The sequence below is a fragment of the Salipiger abyssi genome (assembly GCF_017311415.1).
Taxonomy (GTDB): Bacteria; Pseudomonadota; Alphaproteobacteria; order Rhodobacterales; family Rhodobacteraceae; genus Salipiger; species Salipiger abyssi_A.
In genome coordinates this window covers 64,361-82,292 of the sequence record NZ_JAEKIS010000018.1, presented here as the reverse complement: position 1 = coordinate 82,292, position 17,932 = coordinate 64,361, and the positions used below count along the sequence as shown (strand labels likewise).

General features: G+C 65.6%; 19 protein-coding genes. 9 read left to right on the top strand and 10 right to left on the bottom strand.

Translation table 11 applies throughout. The features are described from left to right. On the top strand, positions 1 to 171 hold a 171-nt coding region (locus tag I6N89_RS20225; protein WP_207020243.1), incomplete at its 5' end, for an IS3 family transposase. A gap of 601 nt (positions 172 to 772) precedes the next feature. Here the strand turns inward: I6N89_RS20225 and I6N89_RS25555 are convergent. Beyond that, entirely contained in the window at positions 773 to 1,540 is a 768-nt protein-coding gene (locus I6N89_RS25555; protein WP_236016753.1) for a hypothetical protein, read from the bottom strand. Between I6N89_RS25555 and I6N89_RS25835 the strand changes: the two genes are divergently transcribed. Further along, positions 1,425 to 1,802, top strand: coding sequence for a hypothetical protein (locus I6N89_RS25835; RefSeq protein ID WP_207020240.1), 378 nt, complete (start codon positions 1,425 to 1,427; stop codon positions 1,800 to 1,802). The two genes, I6N89_RS25555 and I6N89_RS25835, sit on opposite strands and share 116 nt — an antisense overlap. Positions 1,803 to 2,204: 402 nt before the next feature. On the opposite strand, the gene I6N89_RS20210 is transcribed toward I6N89_RS25835, so the two are convergent. Both I6N89_RS20210 and I6N89_RS20205 read right to left on the bottom strand, forming a co-directional pair. Next, positions 2,205 to 3,551, bottom strand: a complete 1,347-nt coding sequence (locus I6N89_RS20210) for an ATP-binding protein (RefSeq protein WP_207020239.1) — start codon at positions 3,549 to 3,551, stop codon at positions 2,205 to 2,207. Then, positions 3,548 to 4,213, bottom strand: a complete 666-nt coding sequence (locus I6N89_RS20205) for a response regulator transcription factor (protein WP_207020238.1) — start codon at positions 4,211 to 4,213, stop codon at positions 3,548 to 3,550. Before I6N89_RS20205 ends, I6N89_RS20210 begins: the two co-directional genes overlap by 4 nt. A gap of 111 nt (positions 4,214 to 4,324) precedes the next feature. On the opposite strand from I6N89_RS20205, the gene I6N89_RS20200 reads away from it, so the two are divergent. From I6N89_RS20200 to I6N89_RS20190, 3 genes are all read left to right on the top strand, one after another. Then, positions 4,325 to 5,032, top strand: a complete 708-nt coding sequence (locus I6N89_RS20200) for a L,D-transpeptidase (RefSeq protein WP_236016744.1) — start codon at positions 4,325 to 4,327, stop codon at positions 5,030 to 5,032. Further along, positions 5,029 to 5,637: a DsbA family protein gene (locus tag I6N89_RS20195; RefSeq protein ID WP_207020236.1), complete on the top strand. Its 609-nt coding sequence runs from the start codon at positions 5,029 to 5,031 to the stop codon at positions 5,635 to 5,637. The genes I6N89_RS20200 and I6N89_RS20195 overlap by 4 nt, the downstream gene beginning before the upstream one ends. Positions 5,638 to 5,727: 90 nt before the next feature. Further along, the gene (locus I6N89_RS20190) at positions 5,728 to 6,282 is read left to right on the top strand and encodes a L,D-transpeptidase (protein ID WP_207020235.1); all 555 of its coding nucleotides are present in this window, start codon (positions 5,728 to 5,730) and stop codon (positions 6,280 to 6,282) included. Between the two features lie 19 nt (positions 6,283 to 6,301). Here I6N89_RS20190 and I6N89_RS20185 read toward each other — a convergent pair whose 3' ends face one another. Then, on the bottom strand, positions 6,302 to 7,177 hold the full coding sequence (locus I6N89_RS20185; RefSeq protein WP_207020234.1) for a glycosyltransferase family 2 protein: 876 nt from the start codon (positions 7,175 to 7,177) through the stop codon (positions 6,302 to 6,304). Between the two features lie 125 nt (positions 7,178 to 7,302). Here I6N89_RS20185 and I6N89_RS20180 point away from each other — a divergent pair, with 125 nt between their 5' ends. After that, positions 7,303 to 8,049, top strand: coding sequence for a hypothetical protein (locus I6N89_RS20180; protein WP_207020233.1), 747 nt, complete (start codon positions 7,303 to 7,305; stop codon positions 8,047 to 8,049). Between the two features lie 279 nt (positions 8,050 to 8,328). Here I6N89_RS20180 and I6N89_RS20175 read toward each other — a convergent pair whose 3' ends face one another. Then, entirely contained in the window at positions 8,329 to 9,630 is a 1,302-nt protein-coding gene (locus I6N89_RS20175) for a DUF3422 family protein (RefSeq protein ID WP_207020232.1), read from the bottom strand. A gap of 130 nt (positions 9,631 to 9,760) precedes the next feature. Further along, entirely contained in the window at positions 9,761 to 10,168 is a 408-nt protein-coding gene (locus tag I6N89_RS20170) for a DUF6314 family protein (protein ID WP_236016743.1), read from the bottom strand. A gap of 136 nt (positions 10,169 to 10,304) precedes the next feature. On the opposite strand from I6N89_RS20170, the gene purB reads away from it, so the two are divergent. From purB to I6N89_RS20155, 3 genes are all read left to right on the top strand, one after another. Further along, complete coding sequence (gene purB, locus I6N89_RS20165; protein WP_207020230.1) at positions 10,305 to 11,612, top strand: adenylosuccinate lyase; 1,308 nt, start codon at positions 10,305 to 10,307, stop codon at positions 11,610 to 11,612. A 184-nt stretch (positions 11,613 to 11,796) separates the two neighbouring features. Further along, positions 11,797 to 11,952, top strand: a complete 156-nt coding sequence (locus I6N89_RS20160; protein ID WP_207020229.1) for an adenylosuccinate lyase — start codon at positions 11,797 to 11,799, stop codon at positions 11,950 to 11,952. A 139-nt stretch (positions 11,953 to 12,091) separates the two neighbouring features. Continuing rightward, positions 12,092 to 13,144, top strand: coding sequence for a flagellar motor switch protein FliG (locus I6N89_RS20155; protein WP_207020228.1), 1,053 nt, complete (start codon positions 12,092 to 12,094; stop codon positions 13,142 to 13,144). Between the two features lie 9 nt (positions 13,145 to 13,153). Here the strand turns inward: I6N89_RS20155 and arsJ are convergent, their stop codons facing one another. The 4 genes from arsJ to I6N89_RS20135 form a co-directional block, all read right to left on the bottom strand. After that, entirely contained in the window at positions 13,154 to 14,422 is a 1,269-nt protein-coding gene (arsJ, locus tag I6N89_RS20150; RefSeq protein ID WP_207020227.1) for an organoarsenical effux MFS transporter ArsJ, read from the bottom strand. Positions 14,423 to 14,487: 65 nt separating this feature from the next. Continuing rightward, positions 14,488 to 15,486 carry an ArsJ-associated glyceraldehyde-3-phosphate dehydrogenase gene (locus I6N89_RS20145; RefSeq protein ID WP_207020226.1) on the bottom strand — a complete coding sequence of 333 codons (999 nt, stop codon included), beginning with the start codon at positions 15,484 to 15,486 and terminating at the stop codon, positions 14,488 to 14,490. Beyond that, positions 15,483 to 16,331, bottom strand: coding sequence for a helix-turn-helix domain-containing protein (locus tag I6N89_RS20140; protein ID WP_207020225.1), 849 nt, complete (start codon positions 16,329 to 16,331; stop codon positions 15,483 to 15,485). Before I6N89_RS20140 ends, I6N89_RS20145 begins: the two co-directional genes overlap by 4 nt. Positions 16,332 to 16,438: 107 nt before the next feature. Further along, complete coding sequence (locus I6N89_RS20135; protein WP_207020224.1) at positions 16,439 to 17,830, bottom strand: bifunctional enoyl-CoA hydratase/phosphate acetyltransferase; 1,392 nt, start codon at positions 17,828 to 17,830, stop codon at positions 16,439 to 16,441. Between the last annotated feature and the right edge of the window lie 102 nt (positions 17,831 to 17,932).

Genomic DNA, 17,932 nt, shown 5'->3' with positions numbered 1-17,932 from the left:
TTCTCTTCGCTAAAAACCGAACGGGTTAGGCGGAAAACTTACCGCACCAGGAAGCAGGCGCGCGCAGATGTCTTCGATTACATCGAACGGTTCTACAATCCAAAGCGTCGGCACTCGACCATCGGGTATCTAAGCCCTATCACGTTCGAGGAGAGAGCTATGAAAGCTTAAACTGCCGTCCACGAAACCGGCAGCAGGCCACACTGGATCCGTCGCACTCTGGGGCGCGCAATTTTACGGGTTGGCCAAGCTCATCTTTACCGACCTTCAAGTAAATCCAGGTGGTGTGGTGCTGCCGTATTGAGTGGAAGAGGGCGCACGGATGTTGAAGTTTTTCGCCGGGGGGCTGCAATTCGGCTACACCGCATCGGGCCAGCGTCTGTCGCACCAAAAGGGGCATTTGGGGGGACGCCGACAAGGGATCAATTTTCTGCGCCGATTGACAGACGGGGATCCCCGCCGATGACCGGACGCTGAGGCTACGCAACCTCGCCAATCCCAATATGAACGCGGAGGATTTCTTGCGCCCGGGCTTCTTTTGCCTCTGATTTCCCGCGAAGGCGGGGTGCTGACACGATCCGGGCATACGGAGGCGGCGACGGATATGCGCAAGCTGGCAGTTCGGCAGCTGCCCGCGATATCTTTCGACGAGGTCTTTGGAGGATTGGACGGTCACGTTTTACGGTGCCGGGATGTTTGGCGCCGCTCAGGAGCGTGGGCCAAGCAGAAGCAATCGCCGGCGTCGATCATCGAACTGCACTGCCCGGTGAGTTCATCCCGTCTGCCCACGCAGAACCATCTGCAAGATATCGGGCATCCGGCGGATCGTCAGATCGAACAACAGCCCGAACCCGATCAATATCGCGGGCAATGCGACATAGTAGAGGATCCATTCGGAACTCAGCGGATCCAACCCCGCCGCGCGCACGATTTTGGTCAGTACTGCGATCATGATCCCGTGCGACAGGTAGGTTACGAAGATCGGCGAGCGCATGGCTGCCGGTTTTGCGTTCGGCAGCGCCCGTACCAGCGCGGCGGTAAAGAGAAGCACAAAGCCGATCATCGCGATGCGCAGGAACAGGTTTTCGACCTGCGCCAGGACACTCAGATGTCCATTCGACAGACCGCTTACCAGAAAGAGCCCAGCCACCGCTGCCGCGCAGACCGGCAAAACGTATCGCGGCTGACACATCTCGCTCAACCGCACGCCCCGGGAGGCAAAGAGTGCGCCTGAAAACAGGAAGAGCAGGATCGTCGGACGGAAAATCAGCGGCTCGGTGAGCTGAAACAAAGCCAGCCCCAGCATGACCGCGAAAATCGCAAGCCCGTAGCGTGGAATCATGCGCATGAGCATGTGGACGATCAGGATACTGACGAAGAGATCGCGCAGGAAACCGAGCGGCGTGTAGATCGGTTGTCGATCGATGCCGATCAAGGCGAGCGGAATCTCCCATATCCGGTCGATGCCAAAAGATCCGACCGCCTGGCGCAGGCTTTCGCCGCCCAGCGTGAATGTCGCCACGCTGAGAAGCAGAAACACCGCAGACCAGGTTGAGGATCACGCTGCGCAGCCGGCTCTGCGCCGTTTCGACAAGTGTTTTGCGCCCGGCGTTGAAAAAGAAAATATAGCCGCTCAGAAAAGACAGAGATGCGACGCTTGCACGCCCAAGTATGTCTGCCAGCAGCGTGCCGACCCAAGAGGCTGCACCGCTCTGCACGATACTGGTTTCCGGCGGAAACGGACCGATATGGACGTACATCATGAAGAAGATGCAGACGACGCGGGCGAAATCGACCTGTGAGGATTCGGCCTTGGTAAGACGGGCTGGAGCGGTGGTGACGGGAGAGCCTGTCGGAGCGGCTGCCGCAGTCCCGTGACCGCCATCGGTGTTTGCATAACGCATTGCCTCGACCTCTCGGAACTCTCCAGTTGGGAGATGAGAACAAAATGGAGGAGTCTAAAAAGGGTCTCGTTGTGACCGGATCAGGTGATACCGCGACTGAATGTACCGCTGATGACAATACCAACATCGCGTCGGTTTGCCGGTCAAATGCCTCCTCATCGAGGAAGGGCTCGATTGATAAATGCCTATAATAAAGGCGGACATGATCCGAAAACTCAATTCGTTTTGCAGCGTCGAAACCTTCGGGCCCCGACACGGGGCGGGCCAGAGTGATGGCGAAGCGGGCGGCCTGTCGTGCGGTCAGCCCGGCAGGCACACCGAGATCTGATGCCGCCCCTCCGCATCGCGCGCGCCGAAATCCAGCGTGCCGTTCAGCCGCGCAACCGCGCTGGCCACGATGGAGAGCCCGAGCCCGCTTCCCGACCCCGACGGGCCGCGCACGAAACGCTCGGTCATGCGCGTGCGCTGGTCCTCGGGGATGCCTGGGCCGTCATCGGCGATGTCGATATGCAGCGCGCCCTCCGCGTGCCGGGCCGTGACACTTACGCGCCCGTTCCGAGGGGAGGCGATGACGGCGTTTTCGATCAGGTTGCGCAGCGCCGCGTGCAGCAGAAACGGACTGGTGCGGAAGGTGGCGGGCAATGGCGCGATATCGCTTTCGAGTGTGACCTCGCGGGCCCGGGCGAGGGAGGCGAGCTCCGCCATTGTCTCGCCGATCAGCGCGGCGAGGTCCGTTGCGGTCTGCTCCGGTGTCTCGCGGTCGATCTCGGCCAGCTCCAGCAGCTGGCGCACGAGCCGGTCGGTGCGATCGACGGAGGTTTCGATGGCGCGCAGGGCGGCGGCGCGGGTCTCGGCATCGGGGGCCATGCGCAGCACCTGCGCCTGGGTGCGCATCCCCGCGAGCGGCGTCTTCAGCTCATGCGCCGCATAGGTGGTGAAGTCGCGCTCGGTATCGCGGGCGGCGGCGACCCGGGCAAAGAGCGTGTCGAGCGCGCGGCGCACCGGCCTTATCTCGCGCGGAGCCGGACCCTGGGGCAGGGGGCTCAGATCCGAGGGCGCGCGTGCGCGCAACGTGGCGGCAAGCTGGTCGAGCGGCGCCAGGCCGCGTGCGAGGCTGATCCAGATGAGCCCACCCAGCAGCGGCAGGATGATTGCGGCGGGCAGGAGCAGCCCCTCGATCACATCGCGCACCAGCCTGTCGCGCACGGCGATGCTGTCGCCCACCATGACCCGCACGCCGAGATCCGGGTTGACCACGGTGAAGACCCGCCAGGGCTCGCCTTCGACATCGGATTCCGAGTAGCCGGCGCCGTCCGCAGCGGTGAGCCTGGCTTGCGGCGCGCCATCCGAGCGGCCCACCAGAGCATCGTCGTCGAGCGACCAGATCTGACAGGAGAGTTGTCGGGTATAACCACCCGCCGCCGGCATGGGTACATGAATCGCCCCGCCAGCGGCATGGGCCACCTCGACGCGGTGATCGGAAATCAGCGACGACACCATGGTCGCCGCCTCTGCCAGCCGCGCGTCGAGCACCCGCTCGACCTCGGCGCGGGTCGAGGTCTCGATCCACAGCACCGCCGAGAGCCAGATCGCGCCGGTGGCCAGCGCCAGGATCAGGAACAGCCGCAGCCGGATCGAGATTGTCATGACCCCTCCGCCGCGACGCGGTAGCCGAGCCCGCGCACCGTTTCCACAAAGCCGCGCCCGAGCTTGGCGCGCAGCTTGTGCACATGCACTTCGACCGTGTTGCTCTCGACCTCCTCCTGCCAGCCATAGAGCCGGTCTTCGAGGGCGGCGCGCGACAGCACCCGGCCCGGATGCTCCATCAGCGCGTGCAGGATGGCGAATTCATGCCGGGAAAAGCGCAGTGCGGCACCGTCGCGGCTGCCGGTATGCGTGGCTGGGTCGATCTCCAGCCCGTTCCAGCGCAGCGCGCCGCTGGCACGGCCTTCGCCCCGGCGCAACATGGCGCGCAGCCGCGCCGCGAGCTCGTCGAGATCGAAGGGCTTGCCGAGGTAGTCGTCCGCCCCGGCGTCGAGCCCGCGTACCCGGTCGCGCACCTGATCGCGCGCGGTGAGCAGCAGCACGGGCAGGGCGGAGCCGCGCGCCCTGAGCTCGCCCAGCAAGTCGAGCCCCAGCCCGTCCGGCAGCATGATGTCGAGCACCATCCCCTCGAAGTCCGAGGTCTCCAGCGCGGCGCGGGCATCGGCGAGCGTGGCCACGCGGTCGGCGGTGAAGCCCGACAGGCGCAACCCGACGCTCAGGCCATTTGCCAGCACCTCGTCATCCTCCACGATCAATATGCGCATCCCGGTTTCCTTGACTTCGCCGTTGCTCGCGCAACCTTAAGGCTGTCTTAAGCTCTTCCGTCCAGCCCGACTCCCATGACTTTCCCGCGAGCCCGTGCCACCATGCCCCTCATGTCTATTCAAATCTCCCTCCGCCCGCTCATCGCGCTGACCGCGCTTGCCTTTCTCACCGCCTGTGCCACGCCGCCGAGCGACGTGCCCGGCCAGATCGGGGCCGAGACGCGGGCGATGTATGCCGCCGTCGAGGATGACGGGCGCGAGATCCCGGCGGTGCCGGACAAATACCTGTCGGAAGCCGGTAAGCGCCAGCTCGTGCCCTATTACGCGCCCTATCCGGCGGGGACCATCGTGGTCGATCCCGGCGGGCGGCATCTCTATCATATCCAGGACGACGAGACCGCGATGCGCTATCTCGTGGCGGTGGGCGCGGCAGGATACGGCTTTGCCGGGGAGGCGACGATTCCCTTCCAGCGCGACTGGCCTTACTGGACGCCCACGAAGAATATGCTGAAGCGCGACCCCGAGACCTATGGTCCGGTGCGCAACGGCCTGCCCGGCGGGCTCGACAACCCGCTGGGCGCGCGGGCGCTTTATCTCTACCGCAACGGCCGTGACACGCTCTATCGCATCCATGGCACCCCCAGTCCCTGGACCGTCGGACACGCGACCTCCTCGGGCTGCATCCGGCTCTTCAATCAGGACATTATCCATCTGGCCGAGCAGGTGGAGGCGGGCACCGATGTGGTGGTGCTGCGCAAGGAGGAGGCGGGCAAGTGGACCAGCCCATCCGAAGAGGGCACGCAAGGGGAAGATGTATGAGACTGACCCGCCGGGAAAGCCTTGCGCTGGGCGCCGGTGCCGGTCTGATCGGGCTGCTGCCGCGCGGCGCCTCGGCGCAGGAGCTGACGGTCGAGGCGGTGCTGCGCGACCCCGAGGCGCCGGTTCTCGGCAATCCCGAGGGCGATGTGACGGTGGTTGAGTATTTCGATTACCAGTGCCCGTATTGCAAAGCCATGCATCCGGTGTTGAAGGACGTTCTGGCCGAGGACGGCAATCTCCGTCTGGTGATGAAGGACTGGCCGATCTTCGGCGCGCCCTCCGTCCGGGCAAGCCAGCTGGCGCTGGGTGCGCATGAGCTGGGGACCTATGAGGCGGCGATGGAGGCGCTGATGACCGCGCAGGGACGGCTGAGCCAGCGCCAGGTCGATGCGGTGGTGTCCGGGGTTGTGCCGGCGAAAGAGGCGCTGCGCGCCTATCGGCGCAATCGCAAGACCTGGGACGGTCTGATGGAGCGCAACGCCTATCAGGCGATTGCCCTGGGCTTTCGCGGCACGCCGGGTTTTGCCGTCGAGACGGTGATCTATGACGGCGCGCTCGACCGCGAGATGCTGAAAGCCGCCATCGCCGAGGTGCGGCGGGGATAGGCGCTGCCTGCCTTAAGGTTGGTTTAAGGCAGGGCTGCTCTGGGGAGACTGCGGCATCCTCATGCCGTGGCAGAACAAAGGAGCAGACAGATGAGCCATACCCTTACGCGCCGTGGCGCGCTGGCACTCGGCGCCGCGGCCGCCGGAACGCTCGCCGCACCCGCCATTGCGTCCGAAGGCATCACCCGGCGCAATATCTCCAGCTTTTCCATGCAGGACTGGCGCGATCATTTCGATACGCTCGGCGCGGCCAGCATCGTCGCCGACACCACCTCGCGCGCGCTGCATTTCTGGTCGGGCGACGGCAGCGATTACCGCATCTACCCGACCTCGGTGCCACTCACTGAAGAGCTGACCAAGCGCGGCTATACAGAAATCGTGCGCAAGAAGGTCGGCCCTTCCTGGACGCCGACGCAATCGCAGCTCGAACGTTACCCCGACTGGAAGCCGATCCCTCCGGGTCCCGACAATCCGCTCGGCACCCATGCGATGTATCTGAGCTGGCCCGCCTATATCATCCACGGCACCCACGATACCCGCAAGATCGGGCGGCGCAGCTCGGACGGCTGTATCGGGCTCTATAACGAGAAAATCGCGGAGCTGTTTCAGCTCTGCCCCATCGGCACACAGGTGCGGGTGATCTGATCGCACCGGAAACCGGCTGTCAGAACAGGCCGAAAAAGCGCTCTGGCAGCCGGTATTGCAGATCGTAATCCGGGCGGTCGAATTGCCAGAAGCCGGTGTCTCCACGCGGCTTCCAGCTGCGTTGCATGCGCTTGCGGACCCATCCGAGATCGAAGCCCTCCTGCATCTCGAGCCCGGCGAACGCCTCGAACACCGCCCGGTCCTCGCCGCGCGCCTCGGCGAACCAGTGCCGTCCGATGGCCGCCTCCTTGACCCCGACGCCGACCTCTTCGGTGACCCGGTTGCGCCGGTTCATCGTCTCTACATAGGTCGCCAAATCGCAGTATTTCAGGTGGAAGAGATAGAGCGGATCCGGGGTGAAGAGCTTCGATGCCTGAGTGAAATGCCCGCCGCGCGCGATCTTGGTGCCGAGCGAGACGACGCAGGGCTTGGAGTAATGCGGTGCCAGCCGCACATGACGGCGCGGACCGAGGATCGTGTCGCCGAGCACCTCGGGCTCTAGGTCGATCCGATGGATCACCTCAAGACCCAGCGGCGTCAGCACCCGGCGCAGCGGCTTGTCCGCCAGCCAGTCGAGCAGCGACACGCCCTCGGCGGGATCGAGCGCCACCAGCTCGTCGATATCGCCGACGATGACGTGATTGTAATAGCTGCGCAGCCCGGCCACGAGATTGTTCAGCAGTCGCCAGCGCTTCATGTCGAAATTCGCATGCGGATCGCCGGGAATGCCGATGATATTGCAGCCCTCGGCCAGCCGGGCCACCTCTTCGCCCCGGCCATGGTTGACGACATAGCAGTTCTCGCGCCCGAGCAGGCGACCGTAATAGCCGGCCCACGCCTTGAGGAAAAAGGCGTCGTCCCGAACCATCGTCACCGCGGCGGCCACCGATTGCATCTGCTCCTGCCCCTCTTGCCGTGGGTTCGCGACAGCTTACCCGCTTGCCGGGCGAAAGAGAATCGCCAATCGCGCGGGTGCGCGTTATCCTTGCCTGCAAAACACCGAAAAAGGGGCGGGGCAGAGTGATTTCGCAGGCGTTTTCCGAAACCGGCTGGCAATGCGCGCCGACGGAGCGGCCTGTCACCCGCTATCAGGTTTTCGGCGAGCGCTCCTCGGGTACGAATTTCGTCAAGCGGCTGATCGGGCGCAATACCGTGCTGGTGCCGACCGAAGAGCTTGGTTGGAAACACGCGCTGCCGCATATGACCGCGATCCCGGCGGATCTGGCGGCGATCTGCGTTGTGCGGCATGCGGGCGACTGGGCGCGCTCGATGCATGCCAAGCCCTGGCATTGCCCGCCGGAGATGCAGCGGCTGCCGTTTTCCGAGTTCATCCGCGCCGAATGGGCGACCGTCGCCGACCGGGCGCGCTATTTCCCGCAGGTTAAGGCGCTGGGTGGGGTGGGCGCGCCGCTGCAACTCGACCGCGATCCGCTGACCGGCGCGCCTTATGCCGATCTCTTTGCGCTGCGCCGGGCCAAGCTTCAGGGGCTGCTGAGTTTCTTCAATCGCGGCTGCGCGGTGGTGTTCTGCCGGCTGGAGGCAGTGCAGGCGGCGCCGGAGGTGTTCCTTGCAGAGCTTCAGGCGGAGTTCGGCCTGCCACCCGCGCCGCAGCCCTATCGGCCTGTGGTGAAGCGGCTGGGGGCGAAGTTCCTGGCATCCGTGGAGGATCGCCCCGAGACGCCGTCGCGGTTCTCGGCGGCGGATCTGGCGTTTTTGCGGGACCGGCTCGATCTGGAGCAGGAGGCAGCGCTGGGGTATCGGTACTGAGGGCCTGGCGCAGGGAAAGCCATTTTGGAGCTTGGCAAACGTCGTCACAGTTGAAAATGGTGCCGGGCTCAGCGGCGGCCCGTGGGCTGACGCCCCGGGCGTTGAATCCCTTACTTTATCCTGGCTATATCCGAAGGACCTCAAAGCGATGCGCTTGCGTCACCAAAGCGGCAGCCCGCTCGGACGGGCCGCCGCTGAGCCCGGCGGGCTACGCCCTTGATTCCGGGCTAGGGGCGCGGGGGATTGAAGGAGATGGTAAACGAGTCCCGGGGACTGCAATCAGTGCCCCGGCCCGTCCTTTGCTACCGATTTGCGGATCCGCCGGATCCCCAGCCAGACCGCCAGCACCACCGGCAGCACCGCCAGCGCTGTCAGCAGGCCCTTGCTGATCCCCACCGCGCCCGCCACCGGATAGAGCAGATAACCCACCAGCGACACCGCGTAATAGCTGATCGCCACCACCGAGAGCCCCTCGACCGTGTGTTGCAGCCGCAATTGAAGATCGGCGCGGCGGTCCATGCTCTCCAGCAGTTCCTGGTTCTGCGCCGAGCGCTTCACCTCGACCCGTGTGCGCAGCAGATCGCCCGCCCGCATCGCCCGCGCCGACATCGCCTCCAGCCGCTTCTCGGTGCTCTTCACCGTGCGCATGGCGGGCTCGAAACGCCGCGCCATGAATTCGCGGAAGGTCTGGCGCCCCTCGAACCGCTCTTCGCGCAGCACTGCGATGCGCTGGCCCACCAGCGCCTCATAGGCGCCGGTCGCCGAGAGCCGGAAGGCCGTCTGCGCCGCCAGCGTCTCGAGCTCGGAGGAGACCCGCAGCAGCGCCTGCAAGGTCTCTTCCTCGGGCGCCTCGCCATGGGTCATGTCGGTCATCAGCCGGGTCAGCTCCTCGTCGATCTCGGTCATCCGCGCGGCGATGGCGCACACCCGGGTAAAGCCCAGCATCGACAGCGCCTTGTAGGTCTCGATCTCGCAGAGCCGCTGCACCACCCGCCCGACGCGGCGCTCGCCGGTGCCGGCGGTCGGAAACACCGCAAAGCGCAGATGCCCGCCTTGGTCGATGCGGAAATCGCCCGCCACCACCAGCGCATCGTCGAGCACCCGGCTCACCGCCATGCTGTCGGCGACCAGCCAGTCATTGGCCAGCGCGTTGGTCTCTGCCGGATCCTGTGGCCGTTCGCAGACCCGGATCATCGCCGAGGTCACCCGCACGCCGGGCGCGCTGGCCAGCCAGTTCTCGGGGAAGACGTCGAAATCCGCCGGATCGAAGGGGCGTTCGCCAAGACCGTTCAGGAAGACCGTGTAGGTGACGAACTCGGTATGCTGCTCCCATTTCAGCACATGCGGCCCGATGGTGGCGGAGAAATGCGTGGCGCCAGGCTGCGGGTGCTGGGTGCCGTAGCGGTCGAGCAGCGCTTTGAGATGCGCCACATCCTGCGCCCGGTCGCGCGAGGCGGCGTCCCGTACCTTCTTGATCGCCAGATAGACCGCGCGGCAGGGCGCGCGCAGCGCCGGAAACGGGCGGGCGTGCAGCTCGTTGGCGAGCTCATAGCGCAGAGGGTGGTCTTCTATCGGCGGCATCGGGGCGGTCCTGCAACGACATGTGTCGCGGCAAACTACAAGTGCGCGGCCCAAAGTAAAGAAATTTCTTATTTCATTTCAGTGAGTTAAGGGAATGCGAAAGTATACAAACCGGCAAGCCCCGGAAATGTCAGAGCTTTGGCGCTACCGGCCGGACGTAGCGCGACACCAGGACATAGTCCTTTCGCGGCCCCGAAACATGCCAGCGCGCCGTCCAGGCCGGCCAGGCTTTGAAATCGTACAACACCTCGTACCGGTCAGGATCGCACCAATGCTGTGCCGCGCCGCCCTCTGCGGGAACCTGGTGAAAGAACCGACCGTCCTCGAAATGCACCCGCAGCGCCCGGTCCCAGCGGTATCGGCGCTCGGCGCTATAGCGAGCCTGCGGCATGACCAGCGTGCCGCGCTCGATATTATGCGCGCCCATCCCCTTGGGGATCCAGAGCGCGGTTCCCTCGAACCGCGCGGTGCTGCCGTCGTGATGGCGGATCTCCCGCTCCAGCCGCCATTCTCCGAAAAACGCGTCCAGATCGACCAATACCGCCTCGCTTTCTCTCATACGCCAAACAGGGGCAGTACCTTTGTGCGGAGGCGTCGTCACCCCTCGGACCCTTGCCGCCCCGCGCCGCACGCCCTATGACGCGCGCGACGCCCATGCAAGCCGAGGACAGCCGATGATCCCCCGTTACGCCCGCCCCGAGATGACCGCGATCTGGGACCCCGCTACCAAGTTTCGCATCTGGTACGAGATCGAGGCGCATGCCTGCGACGCGCAGGCCGCCCTCGGTGTCATCCCGAAAGAGAATGCCGAGGCCGTGTGGAAGGCCAAGGATGTGGAGTTCGATGTCGCCCGCATCGACGAGATCGAAGCGGTCACCAAGCACGATGTCATCGCCTTCCTGACCCATCTCGCCGAGCATGTGGGCAGCGAGGAGGCGCGCTTTGTGCATCAGGGCATGACCAGCTCGGACGTGCTCGACACCTGCCTGAACGTGCAGCTCGTGCGCGCCGCCGACATCCTGCTGGAGGGCGTGGACAAGGTGCTCGCGGCGCTGAAGAAACGCGCCTACGAGCACAAGGACACCGTGCGCGTGGGCCGCTCGCACGGCATCCATGCGGAGCCCACCACGATGGGGCTCACCTTCGCGCGTTTCTATGCCGAGATGGACCGCAACCGGAACCGCCTGGAAAAGGCCCGCTACGAGATCGCCACCGGCGCGATTTCCGGCGCGGTCGGCACCTTTGCCAATATCGACCCGGCGGTCGAGGAGCATGTCTGCGAAAAGCTCGGCCTGCGCCCCGAGCCGATCAGCACGCAGGTGATCCCGCGCGACCGCCACGCGATGTTCTTTGCCACGCTGGGCGTGATCGCCTCGTCGATCGAGAACGTCGCCATCGAGATCCGCCACATGCAGCGCACCGAGGTGCTGGAGGGGGCCGAGTTCTTCTCCATGGGCCAGAAGGGCTCCTCGGCGATGCCGCACAAGAAAAACCCGGTGCTGACCGAGAACCTCACCGGCCTTGCCCGGCTGGTGCGCATGACGGTGATCCCGGCGCTGGAGAATGTGGCGCTCTGGCACGAGCGCGATATCTCGCATTCCTCCGTGGAGCGCGGCATCGGCCCGGATGCGACGATTACCCTCGATTTCGCGCTGAACCGTCTCGCGGGCGTTGTGGATAAGATGATCATCTATCCGCAGAACATGCTCGACAATATGAACAAGTTCCCCGGGCTGGTGATGTCGCAGCGAGTGCTGCTGGCGCTGACCCAGGCCGGCGTATCGCGCGAGGATGCCTATGCCATGGTGCAGCGCAACGCGCTCAAGGTCTGGGAGGAACGTCTCGATTTCCGCGAGCTGCTGCTGGCCGACGAAGAGGTGGTCAAGGCGCTCGGTGTCGACGGCATCAACGAGAAATTCGACATGGGCTATCACACCAAGCATGTGGACACGATCTTCAAGCGGGTCTTTGGCGAGGATTGATCGCGTGCCTGCCCTCGGCGCGGATGGTGCCGCCGGGCAGGCGTACTATTGCAGGAGAAGACGCAGGGGGCGCGGCGCGGAATGCGGCGCTCACGCCCTCGTGACCGCCGGCCGTTTCGGGAATCTTTTTGCCGTTGCGTCAACCCGTGCTACCCTTTCCGGATATGCAAACGGAGGACGCCTCATGACGATCAAGACCCTTCTGACCGCCACCGCCCTCGTTCTGGCCCCCCTCGCGGCGGGCGCCGCCTGCACCGGGCACGAGGAGGTCAAGATCTCCTGCTCCAGCGGCATGGTGCTCGACACGGCCACCGGCACTTGCAAGCTGGTCTCGGGCTGACAGCGACACATCGTGACACCGGAAGAGGCGGCCCGCCGAGGCCGCCTTTTTCGTGTGGAGTGGGCGGGGGAGGCCTGGCGGTGAGGCTTCGTTAACCTGGGCGCGGTAGCTCTGGGGAACCAGAACGGAGCGGTTCCCGATGTCGAATCTGTCCCCCATCGCCGCCTTGCCGGGTCCGGTTGCGCCGCGCCCGCCGCTGACACGCCGGGCCAAGGCGGCGATCATCGTGCAATTTTTGCTCAACGAGAACGCCGATATACCGCTCTCGTCGCTGCCCGACGATTTGCAGGCGGAACTGACGCAGCAGCTCGGGCGCATGCGCTATGTCGACCGTGAAACGCTGAACACGGTGATCGAGGAGTTTTCCGAGGAGCTGTCTTCGGTCGGCCTGTCTTTCCCCGGCGATATGGCCGGCGCGCTTTCGGCACTCGACGGCAAGATCAGCCATCGCACCGCCGCGCGGCTGCGCAAGGAGGCCGGCGTGCGCCAGACCGGCGATCCATGGGAGCGGATCAACAAGCTCGATGAGGAGCGGATCGAACAGCTGGTGCTGGGCGAGGCGACGGAGATTGCAGCGGTGATGATGTCGAAGATCGATACCGCCAAGGCCGCGCGCGTGCTGGCGCGGCTGCCCGGCGACCGGGCGCGGCGGATCTCCTATGCGATCTCGATGACCGCCGGGGTCAGCCCGGAGGCGGTGGACCGGATCGGGCTGAGCCTTGCCGCGCAGCTCGACGCCGAGCCGCTCAAGGCCTTCGAGAAAAAGCCCGACGAGCGGGTCGGTGCGATTCTTAACTATGCCGCCAGCGCCAAACGCGACGAGGTGCTGGAGGGGCTGGAGGAGACCGACCGGGAATTTGCCGAGGCGGTGCGCAAGGCGATCTTCACCTTCGCCAATATTCCCGACCGGCTGAAAAAAGCGGATGTGCCCAAGATCACCCGCGACGTGCCAGCGGATGTGCTGACCCAGGCCATTGCCGCGGCGCAGTCGGAGGTGGATCTGGCGGCGGCGGAATTCCTGCTCGAGAACATGTCGAAACGTATGGCGGGCAGCCTGCGCGAGGATGCGGCGGGCATGAGCGTGGGCGCCAAGAAGGGCGAGGCGGCGATGAACCAGGTGGTCTCGGCGATCCGCGATCTGGTCACCACCGGCGAGATCGACCTACGCGACCCCGATGACGAGGAGGAGTGATGCCGAGCGTCAGGCGGGCCGTGCGGCGGGCTCGGCGCGCAAATGGCCCGCGCCCCAGGCGCTGAGCGCGACCATCGCCGCCGCTGTGCCGAGGCAGAGCGGCAGGCCACCGAGCTGATAGCTTGCCCCGGACAGCACTGTGCCCATGAGCCGCCCCGCCGCGTTCGCCATGTAGTAAAAGCCCACATCCATCGTCACCCGCCTGTCCTCGGTGAAGGCGAGGATCAGGTAGGAATGCAGCGCCGAATTCACCGCGAAGATCGCGCCGAAGACCAGCAGCCCGGCCACAAGCAGGGCGGTCAGCCAAGGCGCGGGGCTGCCCGCAGTGAGAGTAAGCAGCGCCAGTGCCAGCGGCACCACGCTCAGCGCCAGTGCCCAGGTTTTGGCATCGGCGACGATGGCGGCCGCGCCGCGCGCCCGTGCGTGCAGCAGTTTCGGCGCCGCCGCCTGCACCGCGCCGTAAAGGATGATCCAGACCGCCATGAAGCTGCCGATCACGAAAAACGCCATGCGGTTGCCGGCCTCGGAGCCGTCCGACAGCACCGCGTAGAAATAGATCGGGATGCCGACCACGAACCACACGTCGCGCGCGCCAAAGAGAAACACCCGCGAGAGGCTCAGCCAGTTGACGTTGCGGTTCTTGGAAAAGACCTCGCGGAAGGTCGCGTCCTTGCGGCCCGCCGGCAGGCCGGAGGGCATGCGCAGCACGACCGCGATCAGGATCGCCGCCAGCACCGCCGCCATGCCCAGCACCGAGGGCACGAAGCCCGCGAGCCCCAGCAGCGCCGCGCCGAGCAAAAAGCCCAGCCCCTTCACCGCGTTCTTGGAGCCGGTCAGCAGCGCCACCCAGCGGAAAAGCCCGTCGCCGCCCTTGGGCGCCAAGAGCTTCACCGCCGATTTCGAGGACATCTTGGCGAGATCCTTGGCCACGCCGGACGCGCCCTGCACCAGCATCACATAGGCCACCGAGGCGCCGATGGCCCAGGTCGGATCCAGCCGCGCCAGCGCCAGCAGCGCCACGACCTGGAGCGTCAGCCCGGCATAGAGCGTCGCGGTCAGTCCGAACCGCGCCGCGATCCAGCCCGCCGAGAGGTTGGTGACCACGCCGGCGATCTCGTAGAGCACGAAGAGATAGGCGAGCTGCACCGGTGAAAAGCCCAGCGTGTGGAAATGCAGCAGCACCAGCATGCGCAGCGCGCCGTCGGTGAGCATAAACGCCCAGTAGGCGGCGGTCACCGCCACATAGGCGGCAAGCCCGTTGGCTCGGTCGGTCGGCATGTCGGGCGGTCCTTTGGGTGGCGGCGTTGGAGGGGAGTATTTTTCAGAAAGATGAAAGGGGTATGTCAGAGCGAGGCGCCGACCATCCGCGCCACATCGGCGAGCCGGTTGGCATAGCCCCATTCATTGTCATACCAGGCGTAGAGCTTGAGCTGGGTGCCGTCGGTGACCATGGTCGAGGGCGCGTCGAGGATGCTGGAGCGCGGGTCGTTCACGTAGTCGCAGCTCACCAGCGGACGCTCCTCATAGCCGAGAATGCCCCTGAGCGGGCCTTCGGCGGCCTGTTTGAAGAGCGCGTTGACCTCTTCGGCACTGGTGGCGCGTTCGAGCTCGAAGACGCAATCGGTGAGCGAGGCGTTGAGCAGCGGCACGCGCACCGCGTGGCCGTTCAGCTTGCCTGTGAGCTCGGGGTAGATCAGCGTGATCGCGGTGGCGCTGCCGGTGGTGGTGGGGATCAGCGAATTCAGCGCCGAACGGGCGCGGCGCAGATCCTTGGCGGGCCGGTCGACGATGATCTGGGTGTTGGTCACGTCGTGGATCGTTGTGATCATGCCGTGTTTGATGCCGAGGGTCTCGTGCACCACCTTGACCACCGGGGCGAGGCAATTGGTGGTGCAGCTCGCCGCCGTCACGATGTGATGTTGCGCCGGGTTGTAGGCGTCGTTGTTGACGCCATAGACGATATTGGCGGTGGGGCCGTCCTTGACCGGTGCCGAGACCACGACCTTCTTGACGCCGGCGGCGAAATAGGGGGCGAGCCTGGCCTCGGTCTTGAAGACGCCGGTGCAGTCGATCACCACGTCGATCCCGTCGAGCGGCAGATCCTCGATGTGTTTTTCGCCATGCACGGGCAGGCGGGTGCCGTCGATGGTGACGCTGCCCGCATCGTGGGAAAACGCGGCGGGCCAGCGCCCGTGCACCGTGTCGAATTCCAGCAGATGCGCATGCATCGCGGCATCGCCCACCGCGTCGTTGATCCAGGCGATCTCTGCGCCGCTTTCGAGCAGCGGGCGGAGTGCGAGCTTGCCCATGCGGCCAAGCCCGTTCAGGGCGTAGGTGGTCATTGCGTGTGGTCCTCGGTGTCGGGATGGCCGATGCGGTCGACGGCATGTTGCAGGGAAATCCGGTCGAGCGTGTCGAGCGGCAGGGCGGTGAAGGCCGTGAGCCGGTGTTTCAGCATGCCGAAGACCTGCTGGAAGGCGAGGCGTTTTTCCGCGTCGGTGCCCGTCGCCCTTACCGGATCGGGCAGCCCCCAATGGGCGCTGATCGGCTGGCCGGCCCAGGCGGGGCAATCCTCGTTCGCGGCACGGTCGCAGACGGTGAAGACGAAATCCATCTTCGGCGCGTCCGCAGCCCAGAATTCCGACACATGCTTGGCGCGCAAGCTGGCCGTCGGCAGGCCTTTGTCCTCCAGCATCGCCAGGGCGACGGGGTTCAGTTCGGACTGGGGCTGCGTGCCGGCGGAATAGGCATTGAACCGGGTGCCGGCGAGGGCGCGCAGCAGCGTCTCGGCGATGATCGAGCGGGCGGAATTGCCGGTGCAGATGAACAGCACATTGTACTTGCGGGGGGGCATGGCGGCGCCTCCTTGCGTGGCATCGGAGGGCTGCGGCGGGCAAAGATCGGGCCGCCCGTGGCAGCAATCGTCGAAGAGAAACCCGATCAGCCCGCGCATCGCGCCGACATCCGCCCGGTAGAGCAGCGACCGGCCGTCACGGGTCTGGGCGATCAGCCCGGCCTCGCGCAGCGCGGAGAGGTAGACCGAGGCGGTGCTGGCCTTCAGTTCCAATGCCGCGCCGATCTCGCCTGCCGGCACCGCGTCGGGATAGCGGCGCAGGAGCAGGCGGAAGACGGCCATCCGCTGCGGGTGGCTGAGGGTGCCGAGTTGGGTGAATCGAATCATTTCCATATTTCATGAAATAATAAAATATGGAGCGGGCAGCAATGAATTTCGGTGCGGTTCCGGGCCGGAAAGAGAGGGGGAGGGTGGGCAAGGATCGCCCACCCAATGCGGGATCAGCCGGTGATGCCGTTGATCCGGGCGTGATGCAGCGCGGCGACAGCGCAGGAGGCGAGGCGGCTCATGTCGTCATCGGCCCGGCTGTTGAGGATCACCGGCACCCGCGCGCCCATCACCACGCCCGCGGCCTCGGCGTGCGAGATATAGGTGAGCTGCTTGGCCAGCATATTGCCCGCGTCGAGATTGGGCGCCACGAGGATGTCGGCATGGCCGGCCACCGCCGAGGTGATGCCCTTGGTGCGCGCGGCGGCGATGTCGACCGCGTTGTCCATCGCCAGCGGCCCCTCTACCAGCCCGCCGGTGATCTGGCCGCGATCGGCCATTTTCGACAGGAGCGCCGCGTCGATCGAGGAGGGGATGTCGGGGTTGACCGTCTCGGTCGCCGAGAGCACGCCGACTTTGGGTTGTTCCATGCCCAGCGAGATCGCCAGGTCGATGGCGTTCTGGGTGATGTCGACCTTGGTCTTGAGATCGGGAGCGATATTGATGGCGGCATCGGTCACCAGCAACGGATGCGGATAGCCCGGCACGTCCATCACGAAGATATGGGTGAAGCGGCGACCCATGCGCAGCCCGGTCTGCTTGTCGAGGATCGGGCGCAGCAGCATGTCCGTGTGCAGATGGCCCTTCATGATCGCCTGCGCGCGGCCCTCATGCACCAGCTCGACCGCCCGCCGCGCGGCGTTGCGCTCCAGCGGTTCCTCGACGATCTCGATCCCGTCGAGCGAGACGCCCATGGCGCGGGCCACCTCGGCGATCCTGTCGCGCGCGCCGATCAGGATCGGCTCGATCAGCGTATGATCGCGGGCTTTGAGTGCGCCGCCCAGGGCGTTCGGCTCGTCGGGACAGACCACGGCGGTTTTCAGCGCCGGCAGCGGTTCGGCCTTTTTCAGGAATTTCTCGAAATGCCGGTGGCGCTGCACGATCAGGCCGGGCAGGTCGTGGCTGTCGTATTCGACCTTGCGGCGCGGGGCGAGCACCTCGGCCACGCCGGAGAGCACGAGCGCATCGTCGGCGACCCGGCGCACCTCGGTGGCCAGCGTAACGGTGGTGTCCTGCTCGTTCTTGCCGGTCACGGTCACCCGCATGACGATCTCGTCATCGGCGAAGATGCGGGCGTGAAACACCCAGCTCTGCGCGCGGTAGAGCGTGCCGGCGCCGGGCAGTACATTGCCCAGCACCGCCCCCACCAGCGCCGCGATGAAGGAGCCGGGCGCCATCGCCTCGGGGCGGCCGTCACCATCGCCATCCTCATCGAAGATATGCAGCGGGTTGTGATTGCCCGAGACATTGGCATAGGCCAGCAGGTCGTCGGCGGTGACCAGCCGGCGCAGCTCGGCGCTGTCGCCTTCCTTGAGTTCGTCGAAGGTGCGGTTTTCGATATGCATACGGGTCTCCATTTCCGCGCCCGTGACGACGCGGCTGAACTGTCCCGTCCAGCTATACGCAGCCTCTGTACTTATTCCATGACCCTTACCTGCGTCGGCTCG

Bases quoted from the DNA above. Each gene is read 5' to 3' on its own strand.
- arsJ (WP_207020227.1), bottom strand. From the start codon at position 14,422: ATGCCGACCGACCGAGCCAACGGGCTTGCCGCCTATGTGGCGGTGACC.
- I6N89_RS20155 (WP_207020228.1), top strand. From the start codon at position 12,092: ATGTCGAATCTGTCCCCCATCGCCGCCTTGCCGGGTCCGGTTGCGCCG.
- I6N89_RS20195 (WP_207020236.1), top strand. From the start codon at position 5,029: ATGAGACTGACCCGCCGGGAAAGCCTTGCGCTGGGCGCCGGTGCCGGT.
- I6N89_RS20185 (WP_207020234.1), bottom strand. From the start codon at position 7,177: ATGCAATCGGTGGCCGCCGCGGTGACGATGGTTCGGGACGACGCCTTT.
- I6N89_RS20175 (WP_207020232.1), bottom strand. From the start codon at position 9,630: ATGCCGCCGATAGAAGACCACCCTCTGCGCTATGAGCTCGCCAACGAG.
- I6N89_RS25835 (WP_207020240.1), top strand. From the start codon at position 1,425: ATGCCGATCAAGGCGAGCGGAATCTCCCATATCCGGTCGATGCCAAAA.
- I6N89_RS20145 (WP_207020226.1), bottom strand. From the start codon at position 15,486: ATGACCACCTACGCCCTGAACGGGCTTGGCCGCATGGGCAAGCTCGCA.
- I6N89_RS20140 (WP_207020225.1), bottom strand. From the start codon at position 16,331: ATGGAAATGATTCGATTCACCCAACTCGGCACCCTCAGCCACCCGCAG.
- I6N89_RS20200 (WP_236016744.1), top strand. From the start codon at position 4,325: ATGTCTATTCAAATCTCCCTCCGCCCGCTCATCGCGCTGACCGCGCTT.
- purB (WP_207020230.1), top strand. From the start codon at position 10,305: ATGATCCCCCGTTACGCCCGCCCCGAGATGACCGCGATCTGGGACCCC.
- I6N89_RS20190 (WP_207020235.1), top strand. From the start codon at position 5,728: ATGAGCCATACCCTTACGCGCCGTGGCGCGCTGGCACTCGGCGCCGCG.
- I6N89_RS20205 (WP_207020238.1), bottom strand. From the start codon at position 4,213: ATGCGCATATTGATCGTGGAGGATGACGAGGTGCTGGCAAATGGCCTG.
- I6N89_RS20210 (WP_207020239.1), bottom strand. From the start codon at position 3,551: ATGACAATCTCGATCCGGCTGCGGCTGTTCCTGATCCTGGCGCTGGCC.
- I6N89_RS20160 (WP_207020229.1), top strand. From the start codon at position 11,797: ATGACGATCAAGACCCTTCTGACCGCCACCGCCCTCGTTCTGGCCCCC.
- I6N89_RS20135 (WP_207020224.1), bottom strand. From the start codon at position 17,830: ATGCATATCGAAAACCGCACCTTCGACGAACTCAAGGAAGGCGACAGC.